Consider the following 24073-nt stretch of genomic DNA (forward strand, 5'->3'; position numbering starts at 1 on the left):
ATATCGCACGCTCGTTCCGGGCGCTCGGCGTCGGCCGGCCGCAAGTCCCGCCGTTTTCAGAAGTGCGCGAGTGGGTGCGGCGCTTTGCGCCGCAGGGGTTAATAAAGGATTGGACAGCCTGCCAGGGACGTGCTTGCGGAAAGTACTCGGACGCAGCCTGCGGAGTGCACGCGTAGAGCGGGCCTCCGCCAGCCGAGGCTGCGGCCCGCGCGCTCAAAGAGCCGCAAGACAATCCTCTCCACGCGAAAAACAAATTTTTAACCGTTTAACTACCGATATGAAACGAATTTACCTCTGTCTGTTCTTCGTGCTGGCGGTCGCCGCATCGACCGCCAAGCCGCGTATCCGGGTCGAAAAAGCACCCGGCGGAAAGTCCGTCGACTTCATCCTCGAAGACAAGGATCGTCCCGGTACGATGACCGTTCTGATCGATTTGAAGGAGTTGTACAACTGCCGCAACGTATCCGTCGGGCTGCATAAATTCAAGGTTTATAGCGACGCTTACCGGTTTCTGAGCCTCAAGGCCGACGACGAGAGTTACGGCGTGGGTTACAACTACTCCTGGCGCTACTACTACGGGGTGCTGGACCCCGAGGTGGACACGGCTTTCGTCTACCGCATGCCCTGCTCCACGCTCCGTCCGCAGCGGGTGATCCGCACCGTCAATGTGCTGGACAAATACCGCAAGGCGGAGTCCGAACAGGAGCGTCTGGGCTTCATGTTCCCGATGGTGAAGGGCGACACGGTCTATGCCATGCGCCGCGGAGTGGTCACGCAGATCGAACGGCAGCAGCGCAAAGGGCAGCCGGACGCCAGCTTCACCACGGAAGACACTTCGCTGCAGGTCGAGCATCCCGACGGTACGACAGCCTGGTATATCACGCTCGATCCCGACCATATCCTGGTGGAGGAGGGCGACGAGGTTTTCCCCTCGACGCCGCTCGCGCTCGCCGGAAGTGTCGACGGGGAGCACTATAAGCTCTTGGTGCAGGTTCACTGGCTGGAGACCAATCCCGCCGGGAGCTGGGAGCGGGATTATGCCGTTCGCCGCCGGCTTTTCCCCCGCTTCATGACCACGGCCGGACCGCTCGTTCCCGAGTCGGGACAGGTTTACACGCCCGTGCTGACCGAAGAGATGCAGACCGCCGAACTGACCAAAAAGGAGCTGAAGCGGTGGCAGGCCGCCCGGAAAAATTAGCCGCCGGCAACCCGTTCGCGGGGTGAAACGGCCCGAAACGGGGGTGAACCGACCCGCCAACGATGCAGTATTCGGAGGTTTCTGGCGTTTAATTTGCACAGTTACCTAAAAACCGAAAAGATGAAAAGAGTGATTTTACTGGCTGCGGCTGCGCTGATGGCGCTCTCCGCGGCGGCCCAGAACAACGAGGCGTATCCCAGTTACATCCAGGTCAACGGACAGGCCGAAAAGGAGGTTGCGCCCGACGAATTTTACCTGTCGATCGTCATCAACGAGCGCGACTCGAAAGGGAAGATCTCGGTCGAGAGCCAGCAGCGCGACATGATCGCCGCACTGAAGCGCCTGGGCGTGAACGTCGAGAAGCAGCTCAAGGTTGCCAACCTCTCGAGCGAGTTCTTCAAGAAGAAGACCTCGGTGGCCACCGCCAAGTACCAGCTGCAGCTCTCCTCGTCGGCCGAGGTGGCCCGCGTCTGGCAGGCGCTCGACAACCTGGGCATCTCCAACGTCTCGATCCTGAAGGTGTCGCACTCGCAGATCGAGCAGTTCAAGAACGAGGTGCGCGTCCAGGCGATCCGCAACGCACAGCAGAGCGCCCGCACGCTGGCCGACGCCATCGGCCAAAGCATCGGCAAGTGCTTCTACATCTACGACTCGAACAACAACATCATGCCCATATTCTACGACAATATGGCGGTCATGCGCAGCGCCAAGGCCGAATACGCGGCCGGGGAGACGGCCGACGAGCCGCTCGACTTCAAGACGATCAAGCTGCAATACAACGTGCAGGCCAAGTTCGTGCTGGAGTAATCCGCCCGACCGCGGCCGAAAGAAAGGGACCCGCCGAAGGGTCCCTTTTTTATAAACCGCCCGGTTCGAAAAAGCGTCGGATGCGGCTTCGAAGCGATGTGAAAGCGATAAAAAACAATTTTCGAGGTTCACTTTCTCAAATTTTTACTATCTTTGTAATTCACCCCCTTTGAAAAAGGAGCTATGGAAAAGCAGTTTTGTTTCAATTACCAGCACTTTGCGGAGCTGTCGGAACTCTCCGAGGCGGACCGCAAGCTGGTCGCCGAGGCCGAACGGGCCACGGCGAACGCCCATGCACCCTATTCGAAGTTCCATGTGGGGGCTGCGGCGCGTCTGAGAAGCGGCAAGGTCCTCTACGGCAGCAATTTCGAAAGCGAAGTCTACCCCGCAGGTCTCTGCGCGGAACGTTCGCTGATGTTCTATGCCCAGGCCAACTATGCCGACGACCCGATCGAGACGCTGGCCATCGCTTCCGACCCCTCGGAGCGCGAGTGCTATCCCTGCGGGCAGTGCCGGCAGGTGATGGTCGACGTTGAACGGCGGCAGGGCGTGCCCATGCGGGTCGTCATGAGCGGCCGCGGCACGGCGACCGTCGTCGAATCGGCCTCGCTGCTGCTCCCCTTCACCTTTGTTTTGTGATCCGACCCCGAAATGTTCCGACCCGAAGACATCCTCTACGAAGATAACCATCTGCTGATCGTCAACAAACACTGCGGCGACCTGGTGCAGCCCGACCCCTCGGGCGAAAGCGCGCTGGAAGATCAGATCAAGGCTTATATCAAAGCCCGCGACGGCAAGCCCGGCGAGGTGTTTCTCGGCGTGGTGCACCGCATCGACCGCCCGGTGAGCGGCGCGGTGCTCTTCGCCAAGACCTCCAAAGCGCTGGTGCGCCTCAACGAGATGATCCGCGAGGGCCGCATCCGCAAGGTCTACTGGGCTTTGACCGAGCAGACGCCCGATCCCGAGCGGGGCGAACTGGTTCACTACATCCTGCGCGACGGCCGCACCAACCGTTCGCGCGCCTACGACGCCCCCAAGGGGGACGCCAAACAGGCGCGGCTGCGCTATGAGACGCTGGCCGCCGCCACGCACTACACGCTGGTGGCCGTCGAGCTGCTTACGGGGCGCCACCACCAGATCCGTGCCCAGCTCGCCAAGATCGGCTGCCCGATCCGGGGCGACCTGAAATACGGGGCCAGGCGCTCGGTCGAAGGGGGCGGCATCTCGCTCCACTCGCGCCGGGTGGAGTTCGAGCACCCCGTGCGCCGCGAATCCCTCTCGGTCACGGCTCCCGTACCTGCGGGGGACAACCTGTGGGCCTTTTTCGAAAAACTCTGATCTTCCCTCACCATGCGAATGCTTATCCAGCGCGTCGAAAGCGCCTCGGTCGCCATCGGCTCCCGCGTCCGGTCCCGGATCGGACGGGGGCTGCTGGTGCTGCTCGGCGTGGGAACGGACGATACGGAGGAGGACGTCGAATACCTGGCGGGCAAGCTGGTGCGGCTGCGCATCTTCGACGACGAGGCGGGCGTGATGAACCGCGACGTGTGTCAGGCGGGCGGTGAGGTGCTGGTGGTCAGTCAGTTCACGCTGATGGCCTCCACGCGCAAGGGCAACCGCCCCTCCTACATCAAGGCGGCCCCCGAACCGCTGTCGCGGCCGCTGTACGAGCGGTTCGCGGCCCGCGTCGGGGAGCTGACCGGACGGGAGGTCCCCACGGGCGAGTTCGGGGCCGACATGCAGGTCTCGCTGGTCAACGACGGACCCGTGACGATCTGGATAGATTCCCGGCTGCGGGAGTGATCTTCCCGGCCGGACAGATGCGTCGGATACAGGACCCGCGACCGGCGGCAATGATGCGAAAAGCCCCTCGGCGGGCAGATGAAGCGATTGATTTTTTAATGAATATATGAAGAAGATTTTTTGTGTTTTGTTCTGTGCCCTCACCGTGGCCTTCGTCTCGTGCAGCGACGATAAAACGGGAAACAGCGACGATCAGTGGTTCGGCCAGCCTCAGGCGACGGCCGTGACCGGAACGACCGCGGAAGTGGTCTGCCAGTCGGGATTGGCCGAAGGGGTGCTCGCCTCTTCGAACGCGGGCTTCACCTACGCGGCGGTCGACGACGAGGGCGTCTTGGGCGTATTCGCCGATGCGGACGCCTGTACGGCCGACGGCAACCTGCTGCGGGGCCGCCTGTCGGGACTGATGCCCCGTACGACCTATCAGGTCTATGCCTACCTCGATCTGGGCACGTCGCGCGTGTTAAGCCCCGCGGCCGTTTTCACCACCAAGGAGCTTGCTCCGGACGAGACCGTGCTGGAGATCACCAGCCTGACCACCCTGCCGGTCGTGGCCGCAGAGGGGGTCTACACGATCACCTATTCGATCATCAACCCCGTGGAGGGGGCGTATGTCGAGGCCTCCTGCCCCGACGGGTGGGTTCATTCGTTCGACAATACGGTCAAGGGCGAACTCACTTTCGATGTCGACGAGAATAAGGGCGCCGAGCGCACGGCCGTCATCACGCTGACCTACCCGCAGGCCGAGGCGCAGCGGGTGACCGTCGTGCAGCGCGCCGCCGATTCGAAACCCCAGCCCGAACCCGTCGAAATTCAGCTTAACGCAAGCGATCCGGGGTGGCCGACGGCCTACTCGACCACGACCGCGCAGATCGGCGATTACTACTATGCGCTACGCGACGTGGCCGTCTTCGCTGGCAAAGACTACATCCAGTTCAAGAGAAATTCCGGTATGATCGCCAATGCCGAGGACAAGGGTCCGATCCGCAGGATCGAGGTGCTCTTCACCAACGGCACGGGCGATCTGGTGCTGACGCTGGGTGAGCAAACCCAGCCTCAGCGTGCGCTGGGTGTGCGGGCTGACATTCGCCCCTCGGGCGTCGAAGTGCATCCCCAGATTACGGGGCAGACCTGTGTCTTCGACTGCACCGATTACGACTATGCTTTCTTCACGCTCGCCAACGACGGTTCCGCCTGCCAGGTCGGGGAACTGAAAATCGTCTGCGGCGGCAGCAGCGACAAACCCGAACCGGAGCCCAAACCCACATTCGCTGCGCCGGCCTATGTGTCGCTGACCAAGAACAGCGCCACGATCCTCTGCGACTACGACTATACGGGAACCAAGACGGTGTCGGAGGTTTACTTCCTCTATGCCGGTCCCACGGGCGGTGATCAGCGTGCGGCGGTCGCTTCGACGCAGCCCGGCACGAAGAGCGCCTCGCTGACGGGACTTACCCCCTCGACGCGCTACACGTTCCGCCTCTGCGTGGTAATCGACGGGGAGACCTACACGAGCCAGGCCGGGGCGTTCACGACTTACGACGAATCGGGGAATCCCGTCGTCGCCACCCGCTATCCGGGTTGGCCGGAATTGGTGTCCGAGGATGTTACGAAAGCTAATAGCGAATACTATTACGCTTACCATATCTGTCCCGATTTCAAGGTTCAGGGACATCTGGCGCGCAATTACACGGTTTGCTTCAGTGCCAAGCACCACTGTCCCGTCTGGGTGGCTGCTCCGCGTCACGCCTGCTACCAGAAGAACACCGGCCGCACCAATGCCTATAGGAAGGACCCCGACATTCCGGCAGGCATCCAGTACAATAGCAAGACCGTCGGAGGCGGCTGCAACAAGGGGCATATGCTCGGCTCGTCCGAACGCGAAACGACCACGCAGGTCAACCAGCAGGTCTTCTACTACTCCAACATCGCTCCGCAATACTCCTCGGGATACAACACCGGGGGCGGCGGATGGAACACGTTGGAGGACTGGATCGACGGCAAGGTTTGCTCCGATACGACCTACCTGGTGATCGGAACCTATTTCGAGTCCTACACCGACGGCTACGGAGTGTCGGCATCGCCCAAGAAGATACAGTTCGGCGGACGCAGCGACGTGTCGTGTCCGACGATGTTCTACATCGCCGTGCTGCGTACGAAAAAAGGCAATACGGGAAAATCGGTGCTGAACTGTACGAAGGACGAGCTGATGTGTGCGGCGTTCGTGCGTGCTCACAGCAACAGCCTCCATGGTCAAAAGGTAACCTCGAAAGAGATGATGTCGATTACGGACCTCGAACAGCTTACCGGGCACACGTTCTTCGCCAATGTGCCCGCCGCACCAAAAAGCTCCTACAACCCGTCTGACTGGGGACTGTAAGGGGATGAATTACGCGTGGGGCGATACGAGGCGGTACAACTCCTATTCGGGGTATTTCCGCCGCCTGTTCGGCGCCCGCGTGCAGAAAGTGGCGGTCAACGCGGGCTTCACCTGCCCCAACCGCGACGGAACCATTGCAAGAGGAGGGTGTACGTTCTGTAACAACGGGGCGTTCACCCCCTCTTATTGTATGCCCATTAAAAGCGTCACGCAGCAGATCGACGAGGGTATCGAGTTTCACCGGAGCCGCTACCGCGAGGCGACGCGCTACCTGGTCTACTTCCAGTCGTTCTCCAACACTTATGCGCCGCTCGAACGGCTGCGCGCCGTCTACGACGAAGCGCTCGCCCATCCGGCTGTTGCCGGCATCGTCGTCGGGACACGTCCCGACTGCGTCGATGCGCGCAAGCTGGACTACTTCGCCCATCTGGCGCGCGACCGCTACGTGGCGCTGGAGTACGGCATCGAGTCGACCTCGGACCTCACGCTGCGCGCCGTCAACCGCGGCCACGACTATGCCTGCGCCGTGCGGGCCGTGGAGATGACCGCCGAGCGGGGCATCCCCGTCGGGGCGCACTTCATCCTCGGCCTGCCGGGCGAGAGCGACGAGATGCTGCTGGCGCAGACCGCGCGCATCAACGCTCTGCCGCTCACGACGGTCAAGTTCCACCAGCTGCAAATCTTCCGCGACACGGCGATGGCCGCCGACTACGACCGCAACCCCGCCCGCTACCGCTTCTGGGAGCTGGAGGCGTACATCGACCTGGTGGTCGACCTGCTGCGCCGCCTGCGGCCCGCGCTGGTGGTCGAGCGCTTCGCTTCGGAGGCTCCGCCGCGCTACCACTACGGCCCGAACTGGGGGCTGGTGCGCAACGAGCGGCTGTGGTCCCTGCTGGAGAAAAGATTGGAGGAGCGGGGAGCATATCAAGGCGAATTTTTTCCTAACTTTGTCCCGTAACCGCTTAAATCCGCGCAAGCTATGAAAACCCTGACCCTGGAAGTGGTGCTGAGGACCGTCCGCGAATATTTCCTGATGGCCGTCGGCATGATGTTGTATTCGTTTGCGTGGATCGGCTGTATCCTCCCCGCCAAGGGCGTGGGCGGCGGTGCGGCGGGTCTGTCGCTGGTCCTGTGCCACGCCGTCGAGGAGTGGTTCGGCGTCTCGATCCAGATCGGTACGATGGTCTTTCTGATCAACGCCGTGCTGCTGCTGGTGGCCGGATTCATCGTCGGCTGGAACTTCGGCGTGAAGACCGTCTTCTGCGTCTTCGTCATCTCGCTGGGCATGAACTTCTGGCAGACGGTGCTGCCCGAAGGCGACTTCCTCCACCTGGAACGCATCCTGGCCGTTATACTGGGCGGCATTCTGGCCGGTATCGGCGTGGCGATGTGCTTCATGCAGGGCGGCTCGACCGGCGGTACGGACATCGCCGCCATGATCATCAACAAGTACCGGACGGTCAGTTACGGCAAGATTGTCATCTACTCCGACTTCGTCATCATCGGTTCGTCGATGCTCGTCGGGTTTCATATCGACACGGTGATTTACGGTTACGTCATGACCGCCGTCTTCGGCTATACGGTCGACATGATCATGTCGGGCAACCAGCAGTCGAGCCAGGTGCTGATCGTCACGCACGACTACGAGAAGATGGCCGACGCCATCGTGACGAACGTCCACCGCGGCGTGACGCTGATCGACTCGCAGGGGTGGTACTCCAAGACCGAATCGAAGATCGTGATGGTCGTCTGCCGCAAGCGCGAAACGGCCATGATCCTCAAATTCGTCAAGTCGATCGACCCGGACGCCTTCATGACCGTGGGTTCGGTGATGGGCGTCTACGGCAAGGGGTTCCAGACGCTTACCAAGATCTGACCCGCACGTCGGACCCGATCCCGATCCGCTCTCGGAACCTAATTCCGATCCGAACCCGAAATCGAACCCGACTTTGCCGGACCTGCCCGGTTCCGGCGCATCCTTATACTCCGTTAAAACGTCATGTCCCGCTATGCCGATATCGTGCTGCCGCTCGCGCAGCCTCTCTACACGTTCGCCGTGCCCGAGGGCATGGCGGTCGCTGTGGGACAGGCCGTGGCCGTGCAGTTCGGTCCCCGCAAGTTCTATACGGGGGTGGTGTGGCGGGTCCACGGGGAGCGGCCCGATTTCAAGCGCATCAAGCCCATCCACCGGGTTCTCTACGACGAACCGCTCCTTTCCGGGCCCCAGCGGGCGCTCTGGGAGTGGATCGCCGGCTACTACCTCTGCTCGCTGGGCGAGGTGATGCGCGGCGCGCTGCCTGCGCTGATGAAGCCCTCGGGCGGTTCGGCGGAGGAGTTTTCCGAGGAGGTGTTCCGCCCCCGCCGGGAGTGGTACGTGGCCCTTGCGCCCGAACTGCACGATGAGGAGCGGCTGCACGAAGTGTTCGAACGGCTCGCCCGCCGTGCCCCGAAGCAGTACGAAGCCCTGCTGGAGATCGCCTCGGCAGGCGACGGCGAGCGGATCGCCACCGGAGAGATTCCGCGTCGGCTGCTGCGCGCCGACGGCGCGGTGCTCCATGCGCTCGACCGCAAAGGGTTCATCCGCCGTACGGAGCGCGAGCGCACCGTCGAGCGCGGCGGCGCGGCCTTCCGTCTGCCGGAGCTGACCGAACATCAGAAAGCGGCCCTTGCGACGCTCCGTGCGCAGTTCGCCGGAGGAAAGAGCACGGCGCTGCTGCACGGCATCACCGGTTCGGGCAAGACCGAAATCTACATCCACCTGATCGCCGAGACGCTCGCCCGGGGCGGCGATGTGCTGCTGCTGGTCCCTGAAATCGCCCTCACGGCGCAGCTGATCGAGCGCATGGAGCGCATCTTCGGCAGCCGCGTCACCCCCTACCATTCGAAACTGACCGCACGCCGCCGCACGGAGACCTACCTGCGGCTGAACCGCTCCGAGGGGGGCGAGTTCGTGGTCGGGGCGCGCTCCGCGATCTTCCTGCCGCTGAAGCACCTGCAACTGGTGGTGGTCGACGAGGAGCACGACGCGAGCTACAAGCAGACCGACCCCGCACCGCGCTACCACGCCCGCGACTGCGCCGTGGTGATGGCCCGCCTGTTCGGCGGCCGCACGCTGCTCGGCAGCGCCACGCCCGCGCTGGAAACGTGGGTCAACGCCCGCAGCGGCAAGTACGGCAGCGCCGTGCTTACGGAGCGTTACGGCGAGGCGCGGCCTCCCGCGATCATTGTCTCCGACACGCTGCGCGCCGCCCGCCGCGGCGAGCGCCACTCTCACTTCAACAAAGCGCTGCTCGATGCCGTCGAAGCGGCGCTCGCCCGCCGCGAGCAGGTGATGCTCTTCCAGAACCGCCGCGGCTTTTCGCCCTACGTCGAGTGCACCGAGTGCGGCTGGACCGCCCGCTGCCCCTCGTGCAACGTGACGCTGACCTACCACCGCAGCGGCGAACGCCTCGTCTGCCACTACTGCGGCCACACCGAGCCTGTCCCGGCCAAATGCCCCTCGTGCCGGGTGACCGATGTGGTTCCGATGGGCTTCGGCACGGAGAAGATCGTCGAAGAGGTCGCCCGCCTCTTTCCCGAGACCCGCGTGGCGCGGCTCGACCGCGACAGCGTGACCTCGGAGCGGGCGTTCGACGCCATCGTGGCCGACTTCGCCGCGGGGCGCACCGACATTCTGGTCGGCACGCAGATGATCACCAAGGGGTTCGACTTCGGCGGGGTGTCGCTGGTGGGCATCCTCAATGCCGACAACCTGCTCAACAACCCCGACTTCCGGGCCGCCGAGCGTGCGTTCCAGCTGATGATGCAGGTCGCCGGGCGCGCCGGACGCCGCTCGGACGGGGGACAGGTGATTATCCAGACCTCCGAACCGGGCCACCCCGTCATCCGGCAGGTCGCCGCAGGTGATTACGAGGCGATGGCCCGTGCGCAGCTGGCCGACCGCGAAGCCTTCTTCTACCCGCCCTATGCGCGGCTGACGGCCCTCACGCTGCGCCACCGCGATCCGGAGCTGCTGCGCCGCGCCGCCGCGCAGCTGGCCGAGGGGCTGCGCAGCCGTTTCGGCCGCCGCGTGTTAGGACCGATGGCCCCGCCCGTCGACCGCATCCGCGGCGAATACCTCTTGGGGCTGCTGCTCAAGGTCGAGAGCGGCGCCTCCTCGGCGCGGGCCCGCGACATCCTCTCCGCGCAGATCGCCGCGCTGCTCGCCAATCCAGATTTCAAAACCGTCACCGTGCAGGTCAATGTCGATCCTCAGTGAGTGGCTGCGCGACCTGCGTGCGCTCCTCTTTCCGGAGCGCTGCGCCGTCTGCGGCGAACCGCTCGCCCGGGGCGAACGCTTCGTCTGCACCCTCTGCCGCACGACTGCGCCGCTGACGGGCTACTGGCGCGAGACGGACAACCCCGTCGCGGAGCGCTGCCGCGACCTGCTGCCCGTCCACCGCGCCTCGGCGTTCCTCTTCTTCGTGCGCGGCAGCGGCTGGCGGCGGCTGATCCACGCGTTCAAGTACAGGGGCCGGTGGCGCGCGGCCCTTGCGATGGGACGGTGGTACGGGCGCTGCCTGCGGGAGAGCGGCCTTTACGACGACGTGCAGACGGTCGTTCCCGTGCCGCTCCACTTCCGCAAACGCTGCCGAAGGGGGTACAACCAGGCGGAATACATCGCTGAGGGGATCGCCGCAGAGCTGGGTGCGCGGGTCGACCGGAAGAGCGTCCGCCGCTGCCGCAATACGGCCAGCCAGGCGCTCAAGCCGCGCCGCGAGCGCGCCGCCAACGTCGAGGAGGCGTTCGAGGTGCGCCGGCCCGAACGCCTTGCGGGGCACGTGCTGCTGGTTGATGACGTGATGACCACGGGCAGTACGCTGCTCGCGTGCGCCGGGGCGATGCTCCGCGCCGCGCCCGGCTGCCGCGTGAGTGTGGCGGCGCTGGCCGTCTCGCGGCGCGGGCTGGGGATCAGGGAGTAGCGGCGGCCGGGAATATTTCGGCGCATAAATCCGCCGGCCGGTTTTGATATGTCGGCCCGAATCGTTACTTTTGAACGCAGAAACATCCCGTATACATGGCAAAAGATTACAACCCCTCCTCCCGTAACCGGGAGGCGTATGAAGCGATGACCGATTCGGCCGGCAACGTACCCCCGCAGGCGGTCGAGCTGGAGGAGGCCGTGCTCGGCGCGCTGATGCTCGAAAAGGACAGCATCATCGCCGTGCAGGAGTTCGTCACCCCCGAGGCGTTCTACACCGAGGAGCACCGTACGATCTACAAGGCGATCGAGGAGCTGTCGATGGAGCTGAAGCCGATCGACCTCTATACGGTCACCGAGCGCCTCAAGTCGCGCAAGGAGCTGAAGAAGGTGGGGGGCGCTTCGTACCTGGCGCAGCTGACGCAGAAGGTGGGTTCGGCGGCCAACGTCGAGTTCCACGCCAAGATCATCGCCCAGAAATACGTCCAGCGCGAGCTGATCCGCTCGGCGACCGAGATCCAGCGCCGCTCCTACGACGAATCGACCGACGTGACGGAGCTGATCGGCTTCGCCGAGGGCGAGATATTCAAGGTCTCGGAGGGCCATGTCAAGCGCTCGGTGCAGTCGTCGAAAGACATCCTTTCGCGGGCGCTCATGCAGATCGAGGAGGCGTCGAAGAACACCAGCGCTTTCAACGGCGTGCCGTCGGGCTTCATGGCCATCGACCGCGTGACACTGGGCTGGCAGCTGTCCGACCTGGTGATCATCGCTGCGCGCCCCTCGATGGGCAAGACCGCTTTCGTGCTCTCGATGGCCCGCAACATGGCCGTCGACCACGAACAGGGCGTGGCGTTCTTCTCGCTCGAAATGTCCTCGGTGCAGCTGATGATGCGTCTGATCATCGCCGAAACGGGCCTTGCGGGCAACGACGTCAAGTCGGGCCGCCTCACCCCCGAGCAGTGGCGGCATCTGGAATCGGCGACCAAGCCGCTCGGTGCCGCGCCGCTCTTCATCGACGACACGCCGGCCTTGTCGGTCTTCGAATTTCGTTCGAAAGCGCGCCGGCTGAAAATCCATAACGACATCAAGATCATCATTATCGACTACCTGCAGCTGATGACCGGCAACCAGGATTCGAAAGGCAACCGCGAGCAGGAGGTGGCTTTCATCTCGCGCACGCTCAAGGCGATCGCCAAGGAGCTGAACGTCCCGGTGATCGCCCTCTCGCAGCTGAGCCGCGCCACGGAGATGCGCGGCGGCTCGAAGCGTCCGCAACTGTCGGACCTCCGCGAGTCGGGCGCCATCGAGCAGGACGCCGACATCGTGGCATTCATCCACCGTCCGGAGTATTACGGCATCAACCAGGACGAGAACGGCATGCCGACGGCCGGTATGGCCGAGATCATCATCGCCAAGCACCGCAACGGGGCGGTGTGCGACGTGAACCTGCGCTTCCTTAAGGAGCAGGCGCGCTTCGCCGACATGGACGACTCGCTGCTGCCGCCCGCGCAGGCCGCCGACAGCCAGCAGGCCTACGACGACTATGCCAGCGGCTCGAACGGTTCGGCGGGCGGTCTGGGGGCGATCGTGGGTGCGGAGTTCGACCCCAACGCCTCGGCCAACCTGAACGACGAAGCTCCGTTCTAACTCATAGAGCCTATGTTCGTCAGCGTAGATGCGGGAGCCGTCGTCGGGATCGACGCCGTGCGGGTGACCGTCGAGGTCAACATCGCGGGCGGCGGACTGGGCATGTACCTGGTCGGCCTGCCCGACAATGCCGTCAAGGAGAGCGAGCAGCGCATCCGCGCGGCGTTCGAAAACTCGGGCGAGCGGATGTCGGGCCGCAAGGTGGTGGTCAACCTCGCCCCGGCCGATCTGCGGAAGGAGGGCGCGGCGTTCGACCTGCCGATTGCCGTGGGCATCCTCGCGGCGATGGGACGCATCGACGCCGAAGCGCTCGACGGAACGATGTTCGCGGGCGAACTGTCGCTCGACGGAACGGTGAAACCCGTGCGGGGCGTACTGCCGATGGCGGTTTGCGCCCGCAAGGAGGGGCTGAAACGACTGGTGCTGCCCCGCGAAAATGCGGCGGAGGCCGCGGTGGTCGATGGTCTCGAGGTCGTCCCGGTCGGAAGCCTCGCCGCGACGCTCGCCTGGCTGCGGGGCGAAGCGGCGATCGAACCCGCCGTGCCTGCGCCGCCGGAGCCGCTCGATGCGGCGCGCTGCGAGGAGGATTTTGCCGACGTGAAGGGGCAGCAGCACGTCAAGCGGGCGCTGGAGATCGCCGCCGCGGGCGGCCACAACGTCCTGCTGATCGGCGCTCCCGGCTCGGGCAAGACGATGCTGGCGCGCCGCCTGCCCTCAATCCTGCCGCCCCTCACGCGCGAGGAGGCGCTCGAGACGACCAAGATACACTCCGTGGCGGGCAAGGGCGGCTTCGCAGGCGGATTGATGACGCGCCGGCCGTTCCGGGCGCCGCACCACCTCACCTCGCAGGTCGCGGTGGTCGGCGGCGGACAGTCGCCCCGCCCGGGCGAGGTGTCGCTGGCCCACAACGGCGTGCTGTTCCTCGACGAGCTGCCCGAGTTCGGGCGCAGCGTGCTGGAGGTGCTGCGGCAGCCGCTCGAAGACAAGCGGATTACCGTGTCGCGGGCGAAATACAGCGTCGAGTACCCGGCCAATTTCATGCTGGTGGCGGCCATGAATCCCTGCCCGTGCGGCTACTACAACCACCCCGCGAAGGAGTGCACCTGCTCCCCGGGGTCGGTGCAACGCTACATGAACCGCATTTCGGGTCCGCTGATGGACCGCATCGACCTCCACGTCGAGGTGACGCCCGTCCCGGCGGCGGCGCTGGCCGATGCTGCGCCGGGCGAACCGAGCGCCGCGGTCCGCGAGCGGGTCGTCCGGGCGCGCGCGGTGCAGGAGGAGCGCTTCCGGGGCGCGGCGGGCGTGCATACCAACGCCCTGATGAATCCGGCGCTGCTGCGCGAGCATTGCCGCCTCGATGCGGCCTCGGCGACGCTGCTGGAACGGGCGATGGAGCGGCTGTCGCTCTCGGCACGCGCCTACGACCGCATCCTCAAGGTGGCGCGCACGATCGCCGACCTGGCCGGACGCGAACGCATCGAAGCGGCGGATGTGGCCGAGGCGATCGGCTACCGTTCGCTCGACCGGGGTACGTGGGGGCGTTGAATTAAGAATTAAGAATTAAAAATTACAAATTCTTATGACGAAAATCATTCTTTCGGGAGGCGGCACGGGGGGCCATATCTACCCGGCTGTGGCGGTGGCCGAGGCGCTGAAACGCCGGTTGGGCGACGGGGTCGACATCCTGTTCGTCGGCGCGGAGGGCAAGATGGAGATGGAGAAGGTCCCGGCGCTGGGTTACCGCATCGTGGGCCTGCCGATCGCCGGTCTGCAGCGGCGGCTGGAGTGGCGCAACCTGCTGGTTCCCATCAAGGTGCTGCGGAGCGTCGGCCAGGCCCGGCGCACGATCCGCGACTTCGGGGCCGATGCCGTGGTCGGCTTCGGCGGTTACGCCAGCGCGCCCGTCCTGTGGGCGGCGCAGCGCATGGGCGTGCCGACCGTCATTCAGGAGCAGAACTCCTACGCCGGGGTGACGAACAAGATCCTCGCGCGCGGGGCGCACCGCATCTGCGTGGCCTACGAGGGGATGGAGCGTTTCTTTGCGCCGGAGAAGATCGCCCTGACGGGCAATCCGCTGCGGGGCGGCTTCTCCAAAGAGGGAGCCGACCGGGCCGAGGCGCTCGCCTATTACGGATTCACCGACGCGCTGCCCGTGGTGTTGGTGGTCGGCGGATCGCTGGGCACGCGCTCGCTCAATGAGATGATGAAGGCGTGGCTGCTGCGCACGGGCGGCAAGGCTCCGGTGCAGGTAATCTGGCAGACGGGCAAGTATTACGAGCGCGAGATGCAGGCGTTTCTGGCCGCGCACCCCGCCGCGCACGTCTGGCAGGGGGCCTTCATCGACCGCATGGACTACGCCTACGCCGCGGCGGACGTGGTGCTCTCGCGCAGCGGGGCCGGGACGGTCTCGGAACTCTGTCTGGTGGCCAAACCCGTCGTCTTCGTACCGTCGCCCAACGTGGCGGAGGACCACCAGACCAAGAACGCCCGGGCGCTGGAGTCCCGAGGGGCCGCGGTGGTCGTCCCCGACTGCGAGTGCCGCACGCGCGGCATGGAGCGGGCGCTGGAGCTGACGGCCGATCCCAAGGCGCTGCGGAAGATGAGCCGCAGTCTGGAGGCGCTCGCCCGGCCCGACGCGGCGGAGCGCATCGTGGACGAGATTATCGGAGTGCTGAAATAGATCATCATAATATGCAATTCGAGAATATCTACTTTCTGGGTATCGGCGGCATCGGCATGAGCGCCCTGGCCCGCTATTTCCTGCATGAGGGCTGTGCGGTGGCGGGCTACGACCGCACGCCGACGCCGCTCACGGCCGAGCTGGAAGCCGAGGGTGCGGCCATCCACTATACCGACGACATCGGGCTGATCCCCGCGCCGTTCCGCGATCCCCGAACGACGATGGTGGTCTATACGCCCGCCATCCCGGCGGAGCACGGCGAGCTGCGCTACTTCACCCAAGAAGGGTTCCGCATCGAGAAACGCTCCCAGATGCTGGGCCACCTCTCCGCGGGCAAATACGTGATGGCCGTTGCGGGCACGCACGGCAAGACCACCACCTCGACGCTGGTGGCGTGGCTCAACCGGGCGCTGACGGGGGGCGGCTCGGCCTTTCTGGGCGGCATCTCGAAGAATTTCGGGGGCAACCTCGTGCTTGGCGACGGGCCGCGGCTGGCGGTCGAGGCCGACGAGTTCGACCGTTCGTTCCTGCGCCTGTGGCCCGACGTGGCCGTCATCACTTCGGCCGACGCCGATCACCTCGATATTTACGGCACGCACGAGGCCGTCCGTGAGGCTTTCGCGCAGTTCGCGGGGCAGATCCGCCCGGGCGGGTCGCTCATCCTGAAAAAGGGGGTCGATCTGAATATCGACAACCCCGGCATCACCCGCTACCGCTACGCTTTCGATGAGCCGTGCGACTTCTACGCCCGCAATGTCACCCTGCTCGCGGGCGGTCACTACCGCTACGACATCGTGACCCCCGACGGGGTGATCGCCGGCTGCACGCTGGGCATTCCGGGCTGGGTCAACGTGGAGAACTCGGTGGCGGCCGCGGCGATGGTGTGGTGCGCGGCCCGGGCCGAAGGTGTACCGCTCGATCCGGACCGGCTGCGCGAGGGGTTGGCAGCGTTCTCGGGCGTCAAGCGGCGCTTCGAGTTCTGGGTCAACACACCCCGGCAGGTCTATATGGACGACTACGCCCACCATCCGCGCGAACTGACCGCCGCGCTGACCTCCGTCAGGAAGATGTTCCCCGGACGGAGGATTACGGCCCTCTTCCAGCCCCACCTCTATACCCGCACGCGCGACCTGTATAAGGAGTTCGCCGAAGCGCTCTCCCACGCCGACGAGGTGGTCCTGCTGCCGATCTACCCGGCGCGCGAGGAGCCTATCCCGGGCATCGCGTCGGAGATCATTGCCGAACGCATCGCCGTGCCGTGCCGCATCGTGGAGCGCGAACGGCTGGCCGACGAGGTGGCCGCGATGCCCACGGACGTGGTGGTGAGCTTCGGCGCGGGCAACATCGACGCCTGCTGCCGGGAGCTGGCCGAACGACTCGGACGCAAAAGTTAAGCACCGACCGTGAAGCCGTGGATTCGATACGCCCTGCTCGCCCTTATGTGGAGCGCCGTGGCCGCATACGTCGCCTATGCGGCGGCGACCGCACACGCCCGGCGGGGCGAACGGAAGGTCCGCGCGCTGGAGATCGAGGTGGTCGACAGCACCTCGCAGGGGCATCTGGTCTCGACCGGCAGCGTCCGCGGCTGGATCGCCCGGAGCGATATTCAAACTGTCGGCGAGCGGGTCGATGCGGTCGATCTGACGGCCCTCGAGCAGCTCATCGCCCGCAACGGCTTCGTGGACCGGGTGGCGGCCTACGTCACCTACCGCGGCGTGCTGCGCATCGAGATCAGCCAGCGCAAGCCGCTGCTGCGGCTGCTCACCGACGGGGTGAACTCCTATGTGACGCGCGAGGGGTTCGTCTTCTCGGCGCCGCGCGCCTCGTCGCTCTATGTGCCCGTGGTGACCGGCTCCTACCGTCCGCCCTTTCCGGCGGACCATACGGGCGACGCCCGGGAGTATATCGACGGCGAGCTGCGCCGCATCGACGGCCGCATCGCCCAACTGGAACACGAGAAGTATCCCTTCTACAAGCGCGAGCTGAAGAACGACCGCAACCTCTCTGCGCTGCGGCGCATGCGCGTCAAGCGGCGGTGGTGGCGGCTGGAAAGCGCGCGCGAATTCGAGACGCGCGTCGAGGAGCTGCGACGCTACAAAGCGCAAAAACGGCGCGATTATCGCTATGAAGCGCGCATGGTGCAGCAGGGGATCGACCGGATCGCCGCGGAGCAGGAGGCCGAGCGTCGCAAACAAAAAAAGTTGGAGAAAACGTACGAAGATTTCATGAATCTCCTTACCTTTGTGGAGAAAGTCGAGGAAGATGATTTCTGGAGGTCGGAAGTGGTCCAGATCGTGGCCCGGACGGTCCCCAGCGGCGCTTTGGAGGTGGATCTGATCCCCCGCAGCGGCCGGCATACGATCCGTTTCGGACGGCTGGAAAATGCGGAGGAGAAGTTCGAAAAACTCATGCGGTTCTACCGCCGCGGTCTCTCCCGCATCGGGTGGGACGAGTACCGCACGATCGACATCCGATACGACGACCAGGTGGTTTGCAGCAAATAACAGGAGGATACCGTGGAAAGAAAGAATTATACCATCGCCGTTGACCTGGGTTCATCGAACGTCACGGTGGCTGTCGGGGAGCCTACCGCCGACGGACCGCTCGAGGTGGTGTGCGTGGCCCGGAAACCCGTCGAGGGAGTCCATGCGGGCAGAATCGAGAATATCGAACTGGTCGGCAGCGCCATCCGCGAGGCCGTGTCTGAGGTCGAGCAGCAGCTGGGCATCCGCGTCACGGAGGCCTATGCAGGCATTTCGGGCGACTTCGTGCGCTGCGCCCGCCATACGGACCACGTATTCGTCTACGATCCGCAGAACGGCGTCGACCAGAAGGACGTCGAGGCGCTGTTCGAGCGCATGCGCAACGTGCAGGCCCCCGACGACGAGACCATCATGGAGCGCGTTCCGCAGAACTACCTGGTCGACGACAGCCAGGAAGTGAAAAACCCCGTAGGTTCGTTCGGCAAGAAACTCTCCTCGACATTCAACTTCATCCTCTGCCTCAAAACCCCGTTGCAGCGCCTCGACATGGCGCTCAAACGGCTGGGCATCCGGTTGCTGGGCGTCGTGCCCGGCGCGCTGGCCGCGGCCGAGGCGGTGCTGCTGCCCGACGAGAAAGAGGAGGGCGCCGCGGTGGTCGACATCGGCGGCGGGGTTACCGACGTGGCGGTCTACTACCGCAACGTGGTCCGCTACGTGGCTACGATCCCGATGGGCGCTTCGGCCATCAACCGCGACATCCGCACCATGAGCGTTCCCGAGAAGTACGTCGAGAGCCTCAAGCAGAAATACGGCTCGGCGGTGGCCGAGCTGGCCCCCGAGGACAAGCTGGTCCGCGTCAACGGCCGTACGGCCCGCGAGGCGAAGGACATCCTGCTGCGCAACCTGGCGACGGTGATCGAGGCGCGCGCCACGGACATCGCCGAATTTGTCGCGCAGGAGATCAAGGATTCGGGCTACGCCGGGAAGCTGGCCTACGGCATCGTGCTCACGGGCGGTTCGGCCCGGTTGAAGGACCTCGACGAGCTGTTCCGCCGCGTGACGGGCATGGACGTGCGCGTCGCCGTGCCCGAGGCGGGAATCACCGAGGAGTCGAAGGAGCGCGTGAACGATCCCGCCTTCGCTGCGGCCGTCGGCATCCTGCGCAAGGGCGCCGAGGCGGGCGGTTCGAGCGTGGTGGTCGACCGTGCACCGGCAAACGCCGCCGTGCCCGGAGCCAAATCCGCCGTTCAGCCCGTTCAACCCGGACAGCCGGCCGGTTTCCGGCCGCCGCACCCGCAGTCGGGACCCGAATTCCGTCACGTGCCGCCCCGCTTCCCGCAGACGGCCGGTGCGCCCGTGCAGGAGGAGCCGCAGCCCGAAGAGCCGGAGGAAGAGACCGCTTCGGAGGAGCAGACCGCGGCCGAGCCTCGGCGCAAGCGCAGCTTAGGCTCGATCGTCATGGGGGCGATCAATAAGCTCAACAACAGTTTCACCGCCGCCGAGGACGAGGAGATTTAGCCGGGGGAGGTCGGTCTTTGCGGTATGCAGGTCCGCAGCTTTCCGGCCGGAGGCTTTTTTCGGCCATGCCGGCGGCATTGTCAGGTAAAAAAAGAGAGACAGATATGACGGACGATTTGATATCGGAGATCAAGGCGACGCCTGCCAAAGGGTCGATCATCACCGTGGTGGGGGTCGGCGGCGCAGGCGGCAACGCCGTGAATCACATGTGGACGCTCGGGATTCGGGGCGTGACGTTTCTGGTCTGCAACACGGACCAGCAGGCGCTCGACAAAAGCCCCGTGGAGCTGAAGATTCGCCTCGGCAGCGAGGGCCTCGGGGCGGGGAACGACCCGGAGAACGGTCGCCGCGCCGCGGTCGAATCGCTGCCCGAAATCCGGCAGCAGCTGGAGGAGGCCGGAACCAAGATGCTCTTCATTACCGCCGGCATGGGCGGCGGTACGGGTACGGGCGCCTCGCCCGTCATCGCCAAGCTGGCCCGCGAGATGGGGCTGCTGACGGTGGCCATCGTCACCTCGCCGCTGGCCGTCGAGGGGAAGATCCGCTACGAGCAGGCGTTCCGCGGCATCGAGGAGCTGCGGCAGAACGTCGATTCGCTGCTGATTATCAACAATGAGAACATTCTCGAGATATACGGCCGCCTGTCGCTCAAGCAGGCGTTCGGCAAAGCCGACGACATCCTGGCCTCGGCCACGAAGGGCATCGCCGAGATCATCACCGTCGAGAGCGACCTGGTGAACGTCGATTTCGCCGACGTGTCGAAGGTCATGCGCGACAGCGGCCGCGCCCACATGGCCGTCGCCACGGCCGACGGCGACAACCGCGCCGAAGTGGCCGCCGAGGCGTCGCTGCGCTCGCCGCTGCTGGATCACAACCTCATCTCGGGCGCGAAGAATATCCTGCTCAACATTTCGGTGGCCAACGCCGAGCAGCTGATGTACGAGGAGGTCGTGCGCATTCTGGAGTACATTCAGGCGCATGCCAGCGTGCAGGACGAGAACGGCGTGATCCACGATGCCAACATCATCTGGGGTACGAGCGAGAAGCCGCAGCTGGGCGGAGCCATCGAGCTGGTGGTCGTCGCCACGGGATTCGACGCCCAGACGAAGCAGGGCGTGATGAAGCAGATCATCCCCCCGGCCCGCGTCGTCGAACCGGTGCGTCCGGAGCCGGCCGCCGCGCCCGTGCTCGAACCCATCAAGCCGCAGCCCCGCGCCGCGGCGCCGCGCCAGCCCGAGCTGGTGATGCTCGGCGCCAAGCCGACGCGTTACAGCAACATCGACCTGCTGCTGGCCAAACCCGCCTACCAGTCGCGCAACTCGAAGTTTGTCGTGCAGATGCCCGGCGGCCGCAAGGAGGTGCTGCGCGAGGAGGCTCCGCAGAGCGAGACCCCGCCGGAGGAGCCGAAGGGCGGGTCGCTCTTCGACTAACCAATCCGCTGCCGATTTGGATACTGCGACCCATTGGATCACCTACAACGGCTTCACGGCCCATCTGGCCGTGTTGTGCGTCCTGACGCTCGCCTTGTTGTGCGTCTCGGCGCTGGTTTCGGGAGCCGAGACCTCTTTCTTTTCGCTCTCCCACAGCGATGTGCAGCGCTTAAAAACGCGGACGACCGCCTCGTCCGAGGCGGTGCTGCGCCTGCTGGGAAAGGTCGACCTGCTGCTGGCCACCATTCTGGTGGTCAACAACCTGGTCAATATCTGCATCGTCATCCTTTCGTCGAACATCATCGACACGCTCTTCACGTTCCGCCGCTTCGAGTTCCTGTTCAAGACCGTGCTGGTGACCTTCCTGCTGCTGCTCTTCGGCGAGATACTGCCCAAAGTGCTGGCGCAGACGGCTCCTGTTCGCTTCGCCTCGCTGGTCGCCCGTCCGCTCGTGGCGCTGCGGTGGCTGTTCTACCCCCTGTCCTACGTGCTCGTGCGCACGAGCAGCCGCATCAGCGAGAAGGCTTCGCACCGCAGCGAGCTGTCGCTGGACGAGCTGGCCGACGCCGTGGACCTCACGCAGAGTTCCAGCCCCGAGGAGCACGTGATGCTCTCTGGCATCGTCAACTTCGTGAACACCGAGGTGCAGGAGATTATGAAGCCCCGCGTGGACATCACGGCGCTCGACATGACCGACGACTACGAGACGGTCAAGCGGACGATCATCGACTCGGGGTTCTCGCGCATCCCCGTCTACCAGGAGGACATGGACAACATCCGCGGCACGTTGTACGTCAAAGACCTGCTGCCCTACATCAACCACGGCAACGAATTCGGCTGGCAGAAGCTGATCCGCAAGCCCTACTTCGTGCCCGAGCACAAGAAGATCAACGACCTGCTGGCCGACTTCCAGTCGAACAAGGTCCACATGGCCATCGTGGTCGACGAGTACGGTTCGACGCTGGGGCTGGTGTCGCTGGAGGACATCATCGAGGAGATCGTCGGCGAAATCTCGGACGAGAGCGACAACGACGAGAGCCTCTACACGCGCCTCGATGCCAAACGCTACCTCTTCGACGGCAAGACCCATATCGGCGACTTCGAGCGCGTGCTCGATCTCGACGAGGAGACCTTCTCCGACGTGCGGGGCAAGGCCGAGACGCTGGCGGGGCTGATGCTCGAACTCAAGCGCGACTTCCCGCGCAAGGGGGACGTCTTCACCTCGCACGCCATCCGTTTCACGGTGCAGGAGATGGACGGCCACCGCATCGACAAGATTCGCGTCGACCTGCCATGAGACGGCTGGTGGTCGAACCCCCGATGGAGGAGTGCGAGGCCGCGCGGTGGGCGACCGCTGCCGAGCTGGCCGCAGCGGGCAGGATGCCGCCCCGTCGCCGCCGCGAATACCTTGCGTGGCGGGCAATGGTGCGGCGCGAGGTCGGAGCCGATGCCCGGATCGCCTACGACGGTGCGGGGGCGCCCGTGGTCGAAAATTACCCCGTTCATATCTCCGTGGCCCATTGCCGGGACCGGGTGGCCGTCCTGCTTTCGGACGCCCGTTGCGCCGTCGACATCGAACCCGTCGATCGGTCGGTCGCCGGGGTGACGGAGCGCTTTCTGACCGCGGCGGAGCGCGCCCTGTCCGACGATCCGCTTTTCCCGCTGATAGCCTGGTGCGCCAAGGAGACCCTCTACAAGTATGCGGGGCGCAAAGGGCTCGATCTGCTGCGCGACCTGCGCATCGAGCGGGCGGACCCGACTGGCGGGAAACTCACCGGACGCATTCGGAACGGGGAGCCGGTCGAACTTACGGTCCGCTTCGATGCGGGTTACGCCGTGGTCTTGATCCTTTGATTTTGCGAACGCCTCCAAGGCAAGGAATGCCGGGAAGCGCTTGCGGTTCTGCGGCAGATGCGGATTGCCTCAGACCGAGATCGGAGGGCCTTCCGGCCCGATCTGGGTCAGGTCGCCGGCACCGGGAACGATGCGTTTTCCGTCCCTGTCCGCGGTTTGCTGAGGTAAGCCGTTTTGCCTTTGCGCAAAACGGGCGAAAAATGCCGGACCGCGTTTCCGGGTTTGTCGGAAAAAGCGTACATTTATCCCGTCGCCGCTGGTTGCGGCGGCATCGAATCCGAAGAACCGATGACAGAACCAGCCGTACCGCAGTTTTCCGCCCCGCTTTCGGACGGGGACCCGACGCGCCTGACCGCCGACGAGCAGATCGAGGGCTGTGCATTCCGCGGAGCGATCCCGGTGCTCCGGCGCGAGCACCTGGAGGTCGACGGCTGCACATTCACCGGCTGCCTCTTTCCCGCCTGCGCGCTGCATGGGGCGCGAATTACGGACGTCGTTTTCCGCAACTGCGACCTCTCGAATGTCGACTGGCAGGGGTCCTGCCTCCAGCGGGTCCGTTTCGAGACGTGCAAACTCCTGGGTGCGGGCTTCGCCGAAGCGACCCTGCGGGATGTGTCGTTCGTTGGCTGCAAGGCCCCGCTGGCTTCATTCGCGCTGCTGCGCGCCCGTCAGGTTCGCTTCGAGGGGTGCGGACTGCACGGAGCGGCGTTCGATGCGTGCCGGCTGGAGCGCACGGCGTTCGACGGATGCGACCTCACCGAGAGCGATTTTAGCGGTACGCGGCTGCGGGGTATCTCGTTCGCAAGCTGCGACATTCGGGGCCTGCGGGTGCGCGAAATCGATTCGTATGAATTGAAAGGATTAAAAATCAATCGTTTGCAGGCACTCGACCTGATCCGTCTGTTGGGCGTAGAGATTGAGGATTAGTGAGTTATTCAAAAAATTTACATATTTAGTAAAAATTCTTAATAAAATATTTGGAAGTTATCCTCCGTGGTATTACTTTTGCCCCCGTCTTAGATGATAAAATTTTTTAATAACTAAGTAAATTCACGGAGTATGAAGGAGAAGATCAACGAGTGGTTCCGTACCGCCCTGATTATGTTGGGAGAGAGCATCAAACAGCGAGAGCTTTAATCTCCCTTAAAAAAGCAACTTTTAAAACTTCCATAACGAACCAGCCCGACCTGATGGCCGGGCTGGTTTTTATAGGGGGCATACGGCTTGCGACAGCCTTATGGAGGAGGTATGGGACTTCCGAAGGAAGAGGGGCAACCATAATGGAACAGCCCGACCTGATGGCCGGGCTGGTT

At 64.4% G+C, this 24073-nt stretch carries 20 protein-coding genes; all 20 read left to right on the top strand.

The features are described from left to right. Positions 1-277 precede the first annotated feature (277 nt). The 20 genes from ACMO9O_RS08820 to ACMO9O_RS08915 all read left to right on the top strand — a co-directional run bounded on the left by ACMO9O_RS08820 (position 278) and on the right by ACMO9O_RS08915 (position 23687). Positions 278-1198: a hypothetical protein gene (locus ACMO9O_RS08820; protein WP_418983497.1), complete on the top strand. Its 921-nt coding sequence runs from the start codon at positions 278-280 to the stop codon at positions 1196-1198. A gap of 120 nt (positions 1199-1318) precedes the next feature. Further along, positions 1319-2005 (top strand): SIMPL domain-containing protein, encoded by a 687-nt coding sequence (locus ACMO9O_RS08825; RefSeq protein WP_418983498.1) that lies wholly within the window; start codon positions 1319-1321, stop codon positions 2003-2005. Positions 2006-2188: 183 nt separating this feature from the next. Further along, a complete protein-coding gene (locus ACMO9O_RS08830) occupies positions 2189-2644 on the top strand; it encodes a cytidine deaminase (protein ID WP_418983499.1) in 456 nt (151 codons plus the stop codon). Between the two features lie 12 nt (positions 2645-2656). Next, positions 2657-3343 carry an RluA family pseudouridine synthase gene (locus ACMO9O_RS08835; RefSeq protein ID WP_418983500.1) on the top strand — a complete coding sequence of 229 codons (687 nt, stop codon included), beginning with the start codon at positions 2657-2659 and terminating at the stop codon, positions 3341-3343. A gap of 12 nt (positions 3344-3355) precedes the next feature. Then, positions 3356-3808 carry a D-aminoacyl-tRNA deacylase gene (gene dtd / locus ACMO9O_RS08840; RefSeq protein ID WP_418983501.1) on the top strand — a complete coding sequence of 151 codons (453 nt, stop codon included), beginning with the start codon at positions 3356-3358 and terminating at the stop codon, positions 3806-3808. 106 nt (positions 3809-3914) lie between these two features. After that, on the top strand, positions 3915-6185 hold the full coding sequence (locus tag ACMO9O_RS08845) for a DNA/RNA non-specific endonuclease (protein ID WP_418983502.1): 2271 nt from the start codon (positions 3915-3917) through the stop codon (positions 6183-6185). A 4-nt stretch (positions 6186-6189) separates the two neighbouring features. Next, on the top strand, positions 6190-7143 hold the full coding sequence (locus ACMO9O_RS08850) for a TIGR01212 family radical SAM protein (protein ID WP_418983503.1): 954 nt from the start codon (positions 6190-6192) through the stop codon (positions 7141-7143). A 21-nt stretch (positions 7144-7164) separates the two neighbouring features. Beyond that, positions 7165-8061, top strand: a complete 897-nt coding sequence (locus ACMO9O_RS08855; RefSeq protein WP_418983504.1) for a YitT family protein — start codon at positions 7165-7167, stop codon at positions 8059-8061. Positions 8062-8184: 123 nt separating this feature from the next. Continuing rightward, complete coding sequence (gene priA / locus ACMO9O_RS08860) at positions 8185-10443, top strand: replication restart helicase PriA (RefSeq protein WP_418983505.1); 2259 nt, start codon at positions 8185-8187, stop codon at positions 10441-10443. Continuing rightward, positions 10427-11146 (top strand): ComF family protein, encoded by a 720-nt coding sequence (locus ACMO9O_RS08865; protein ID WP_418983506.1) that lies wholly within the window; start codon positions 10427-10429, stop codon positions 11144-11146. Before priA ends, ACMO9O_RS08865 begins: the two co-directional genes overlap by 17 nt. A gap of 95 nt (positions 11147-11241) precedes the next feature. Beyond that, on the top strand, positions 11242-12792 hold the full coding sequence (gene dnaB, locus ACMO9O_RS08870) for a replicative DNA helicase (RefSeq protein ID WP_418983507.1): 1551 nt from the start codon (positions 11242-11244) through the stop codon (positions 12790-12792). Between the two features lie 12 nt (positions 12793-12804). Further along, positions 12805-14340 (top strand): YifB family Mg chelatase-like AAA ATPase, encoded by a 1536-nt coding sequence (locus ACMO9O_RS08875; RefSeq protein WP_418983508.1) that lies wholly within the window; start codon positions 12805-12807, stop codon positions 14338-14340. Between the two features lie 34 nt (positions 14341-14374). Beyond that, positions 14375-15475 carry an undecaprenyldiphospho-muramoylpentapeptide beta-N-acetylglucosaminyltransferase gene (gene murG / locus ACMO9O_RS08880; protein ID WP_418983509.1) on the top strand — a complete coding sequence of 367 codons (1101 nt, stop codon included), beginning with the start codon at positions 14375-14377 and terminating at the stop codon, positions 15473-15475. A gap of 11 nt (positions 15476-15486) precedes the next feature. Next, entirely contained in the window at positions 15487-16869 is a 1383-nt protein-coding gene (locus ACMO9O_RS08885) for a UDP-N-acetylmuramate--L-alanine ligase (protein WP_418983510.1), read from the top strand. Positions 16870-16878: 9 nt separating this feature from the next. Beyond that, positions 16879-17979 carry a hypothetical protein gene (locus ACMO9O_RS08890; RefSeq protein WP_418983511.1) on the top strand — a complete coding sequence of 367 codons (1101 nt, stop codon included), beginning with the start codon at positions 16879-16881 and terminating at the stop codon, positions 17977-17979. Between the two features lie 12 nt (positions 17980-17991). Then, positions 17992-19476, top strand: a complete 1485-nt coding sequence (ftsA, locus tag ACMO9O_RS08895; protein WP_418983512.1) for a cell division protein FtsA — start codon at positions 17992-17994, stop codon at positions 19474-19476. Between the two features lie 104 nt (positions 19477-19580). Further along, positions 19581-20906, top strand: a complete 1326-nt coding sequence (ftsZ, locus tag ACMO9O_RS08900) for a cell division protein FtsZ (RefSeq protein WP_418983513.1) — start codon at positions 19581-19583, stop codon at positions 20904-20906. Positions 20907-20922: 16 nt separating this feature from the next. Further along, positions 20923-22203 (top strand): gliding motility-associated protein GldE, encoded by a 1281-nt coding sequence (gene gldE / locus ACMO9O_RS08905; protein ID WP_418983514.1) that lies wholly within the window; start codon positions 20923-20925, stop codon positions 22201-22203. After that, positions 22200-22760 (top strand): 4'-phosphopantetheinyl transferase family protein, encoded by a 561-nt coding sequence (locus tag ACMO9O_RS08910; RefSeq protein WP_418983515.1) that lies wholly within the window; start codon positions 22200-22202, stop codon positions 22758-22760. The genes gldE and ACMO9O_RS08910 overlap by 4 nt, the downstream gene beginning before the upstream one ends. Positions 22761-23048: 288 nt before the next feature. Continuing rightward, positions 23049-23687 (top strand): pentapeptide repeat-containing protein, encoded by a 639-nt coding sequence (locus ACMO9O_RS08915; RefSeq protein WP_418983516.1) that lies wholly within the window; start codon positions 23049-23051, stop codon positions 23685-23687. Positions 23688-24073 lie beyond the last annotated feature (386 nt).

This window comes from Alistipes sp. (assembly GCF_048465635.1).
Classification (GTDB): domain Bacteria; phylum Bacteroidota; class Bacteroidia; order Bacteroidales; family Rikenellaceae; genus Alistipes.

What these genes read in the sequence shown, in the direction of transcription:
- ACMO9O_RS08875 (WP_418983508.1), top strand. Translation starts at nt 12,805, where the DNA reads ATGTTCGTCAGCGTAGATGCGGGAGCCGTCGTCGGGATCGACGCCGTG.
- ACMO9O_RS08830 (WP_418983499.1), top strand. Translation starts at nt 2,189, where the DNA reads ATGGAAAAGCAGTTTTGTTTCAATTACCAGCACTTTGCGGAGCTGTCG.
- priA (WP_418983505.1), top strand. Translation starts at nt 8,185, where the DNA reads ATGTCCCGCTATGCCGATATCGTGCTGCCGCTCGCGCAGCCTCTCTAC.
- dtd (WP_418983501.1), top strand. Translation starts at nt 3,356, where the DNA reads ATGCGAATGCTTATCCAGCGCGTCGAAAGCGCCTCGGTCGCCATCGGC.
- ACMO9O_RS08915 (WP_418983516.1), top strand. Translation starts at nt 23,049, where the DNA reads ATGACAGAACCAGCCGTACCGCAGTTTTCCGCCCCGCTTTCGGACGGG.
- ACMO9O_RS08855 (WP_418983504.1), top strand. Translation starts at nt 7,165, where the DNA reads ATGAAAACCCTGACCCTGGAAGTGGTGCTGAGGACCGTCCGCGAATAT.
- ACMO9O_RS08825 (WP_418983498.1), top strand. Translation starts at nt 1,319, where the DNA reads ATGAAAAGAGTGATTTTACTGGCTGCGGCTGCGCTGATGGCGCTCTCC.
- ACMO9O_RS08835 (WP_418983500.1), top strand. Translation starts at nt 2,657, where the DNA reads ATGTTCCGACCCGAAGACATCCTCTACGAAGATAACCATCTGCTGATC.
- ACMO9O_RS08845 (WP_418983502.1), top strand. Translation starts at nt 3,915, where the DNA reads ATGAAGAAGATTTTTTGTGTTTTGTTCTGTGCCCTCACCGTGGCCTTC.
- ACMO9O_RS08850 (WP_418983503.1), top strand. Translation starts at nt 6,190, where the DNA reads ATGAATTACGCGTGGGGCGATACGAGGCGGTACAACTCCTATTCGGGG.
- ACMO9O_RS08885 (WP_418983510.1), top strand. Translation starts at nt 15,487, where the DNA reads ATGCAATTCGAGAATATCTACTTTCTGGGTATCGGCGGCATCGGCATG.
- ACMO9O_RS08865 (WP_418983506.1), top strand. Translation starts at nt 10,427, where the DNA reads ATGTCGATCCTCAGTGAGTGGCTGCGCGACCTGCGTGCGCTCCTCTTT.
- dnaB (WP_418983507.1), top strand. Translation starts at nt 11,242, where the DNA reads ATGGCAAAAGATTACAACCCCTCCTCCCGTAACCGGGAGGCGTATGAA.
- murG (WP_418983509.1), top strand. Translation starts at nt 14,375, where the DNA reads ATGACGAAAATCATTCTTTCGGGAGGCGGCACGGGGGGCCATATCTAC.
- ftsZ (WP_418983513.1), top strand. Translation starts at nt 19,581, where the DNA reads ATGACGGACGATTTGATATCGGAGATCAAGGCGACGCCTGCCAAAGGG.
- ACMO9O_RS08820 (WP_418983497.1), top strand. Translation starts at nt 278, where the DNA reads ATGAAACGAATTTACCTCTGTCTGTTCTTCGTGCTGGCGGTCGCCGCA.
- ACMO9O_RS08910 (WP_418983515.1), top strand. Translation starts at nt 22,200, where the DNA reads ATGAGACGGCTGGTGGTCGAACCCCCGATGGAGGAGTGCGAGGCCGCG.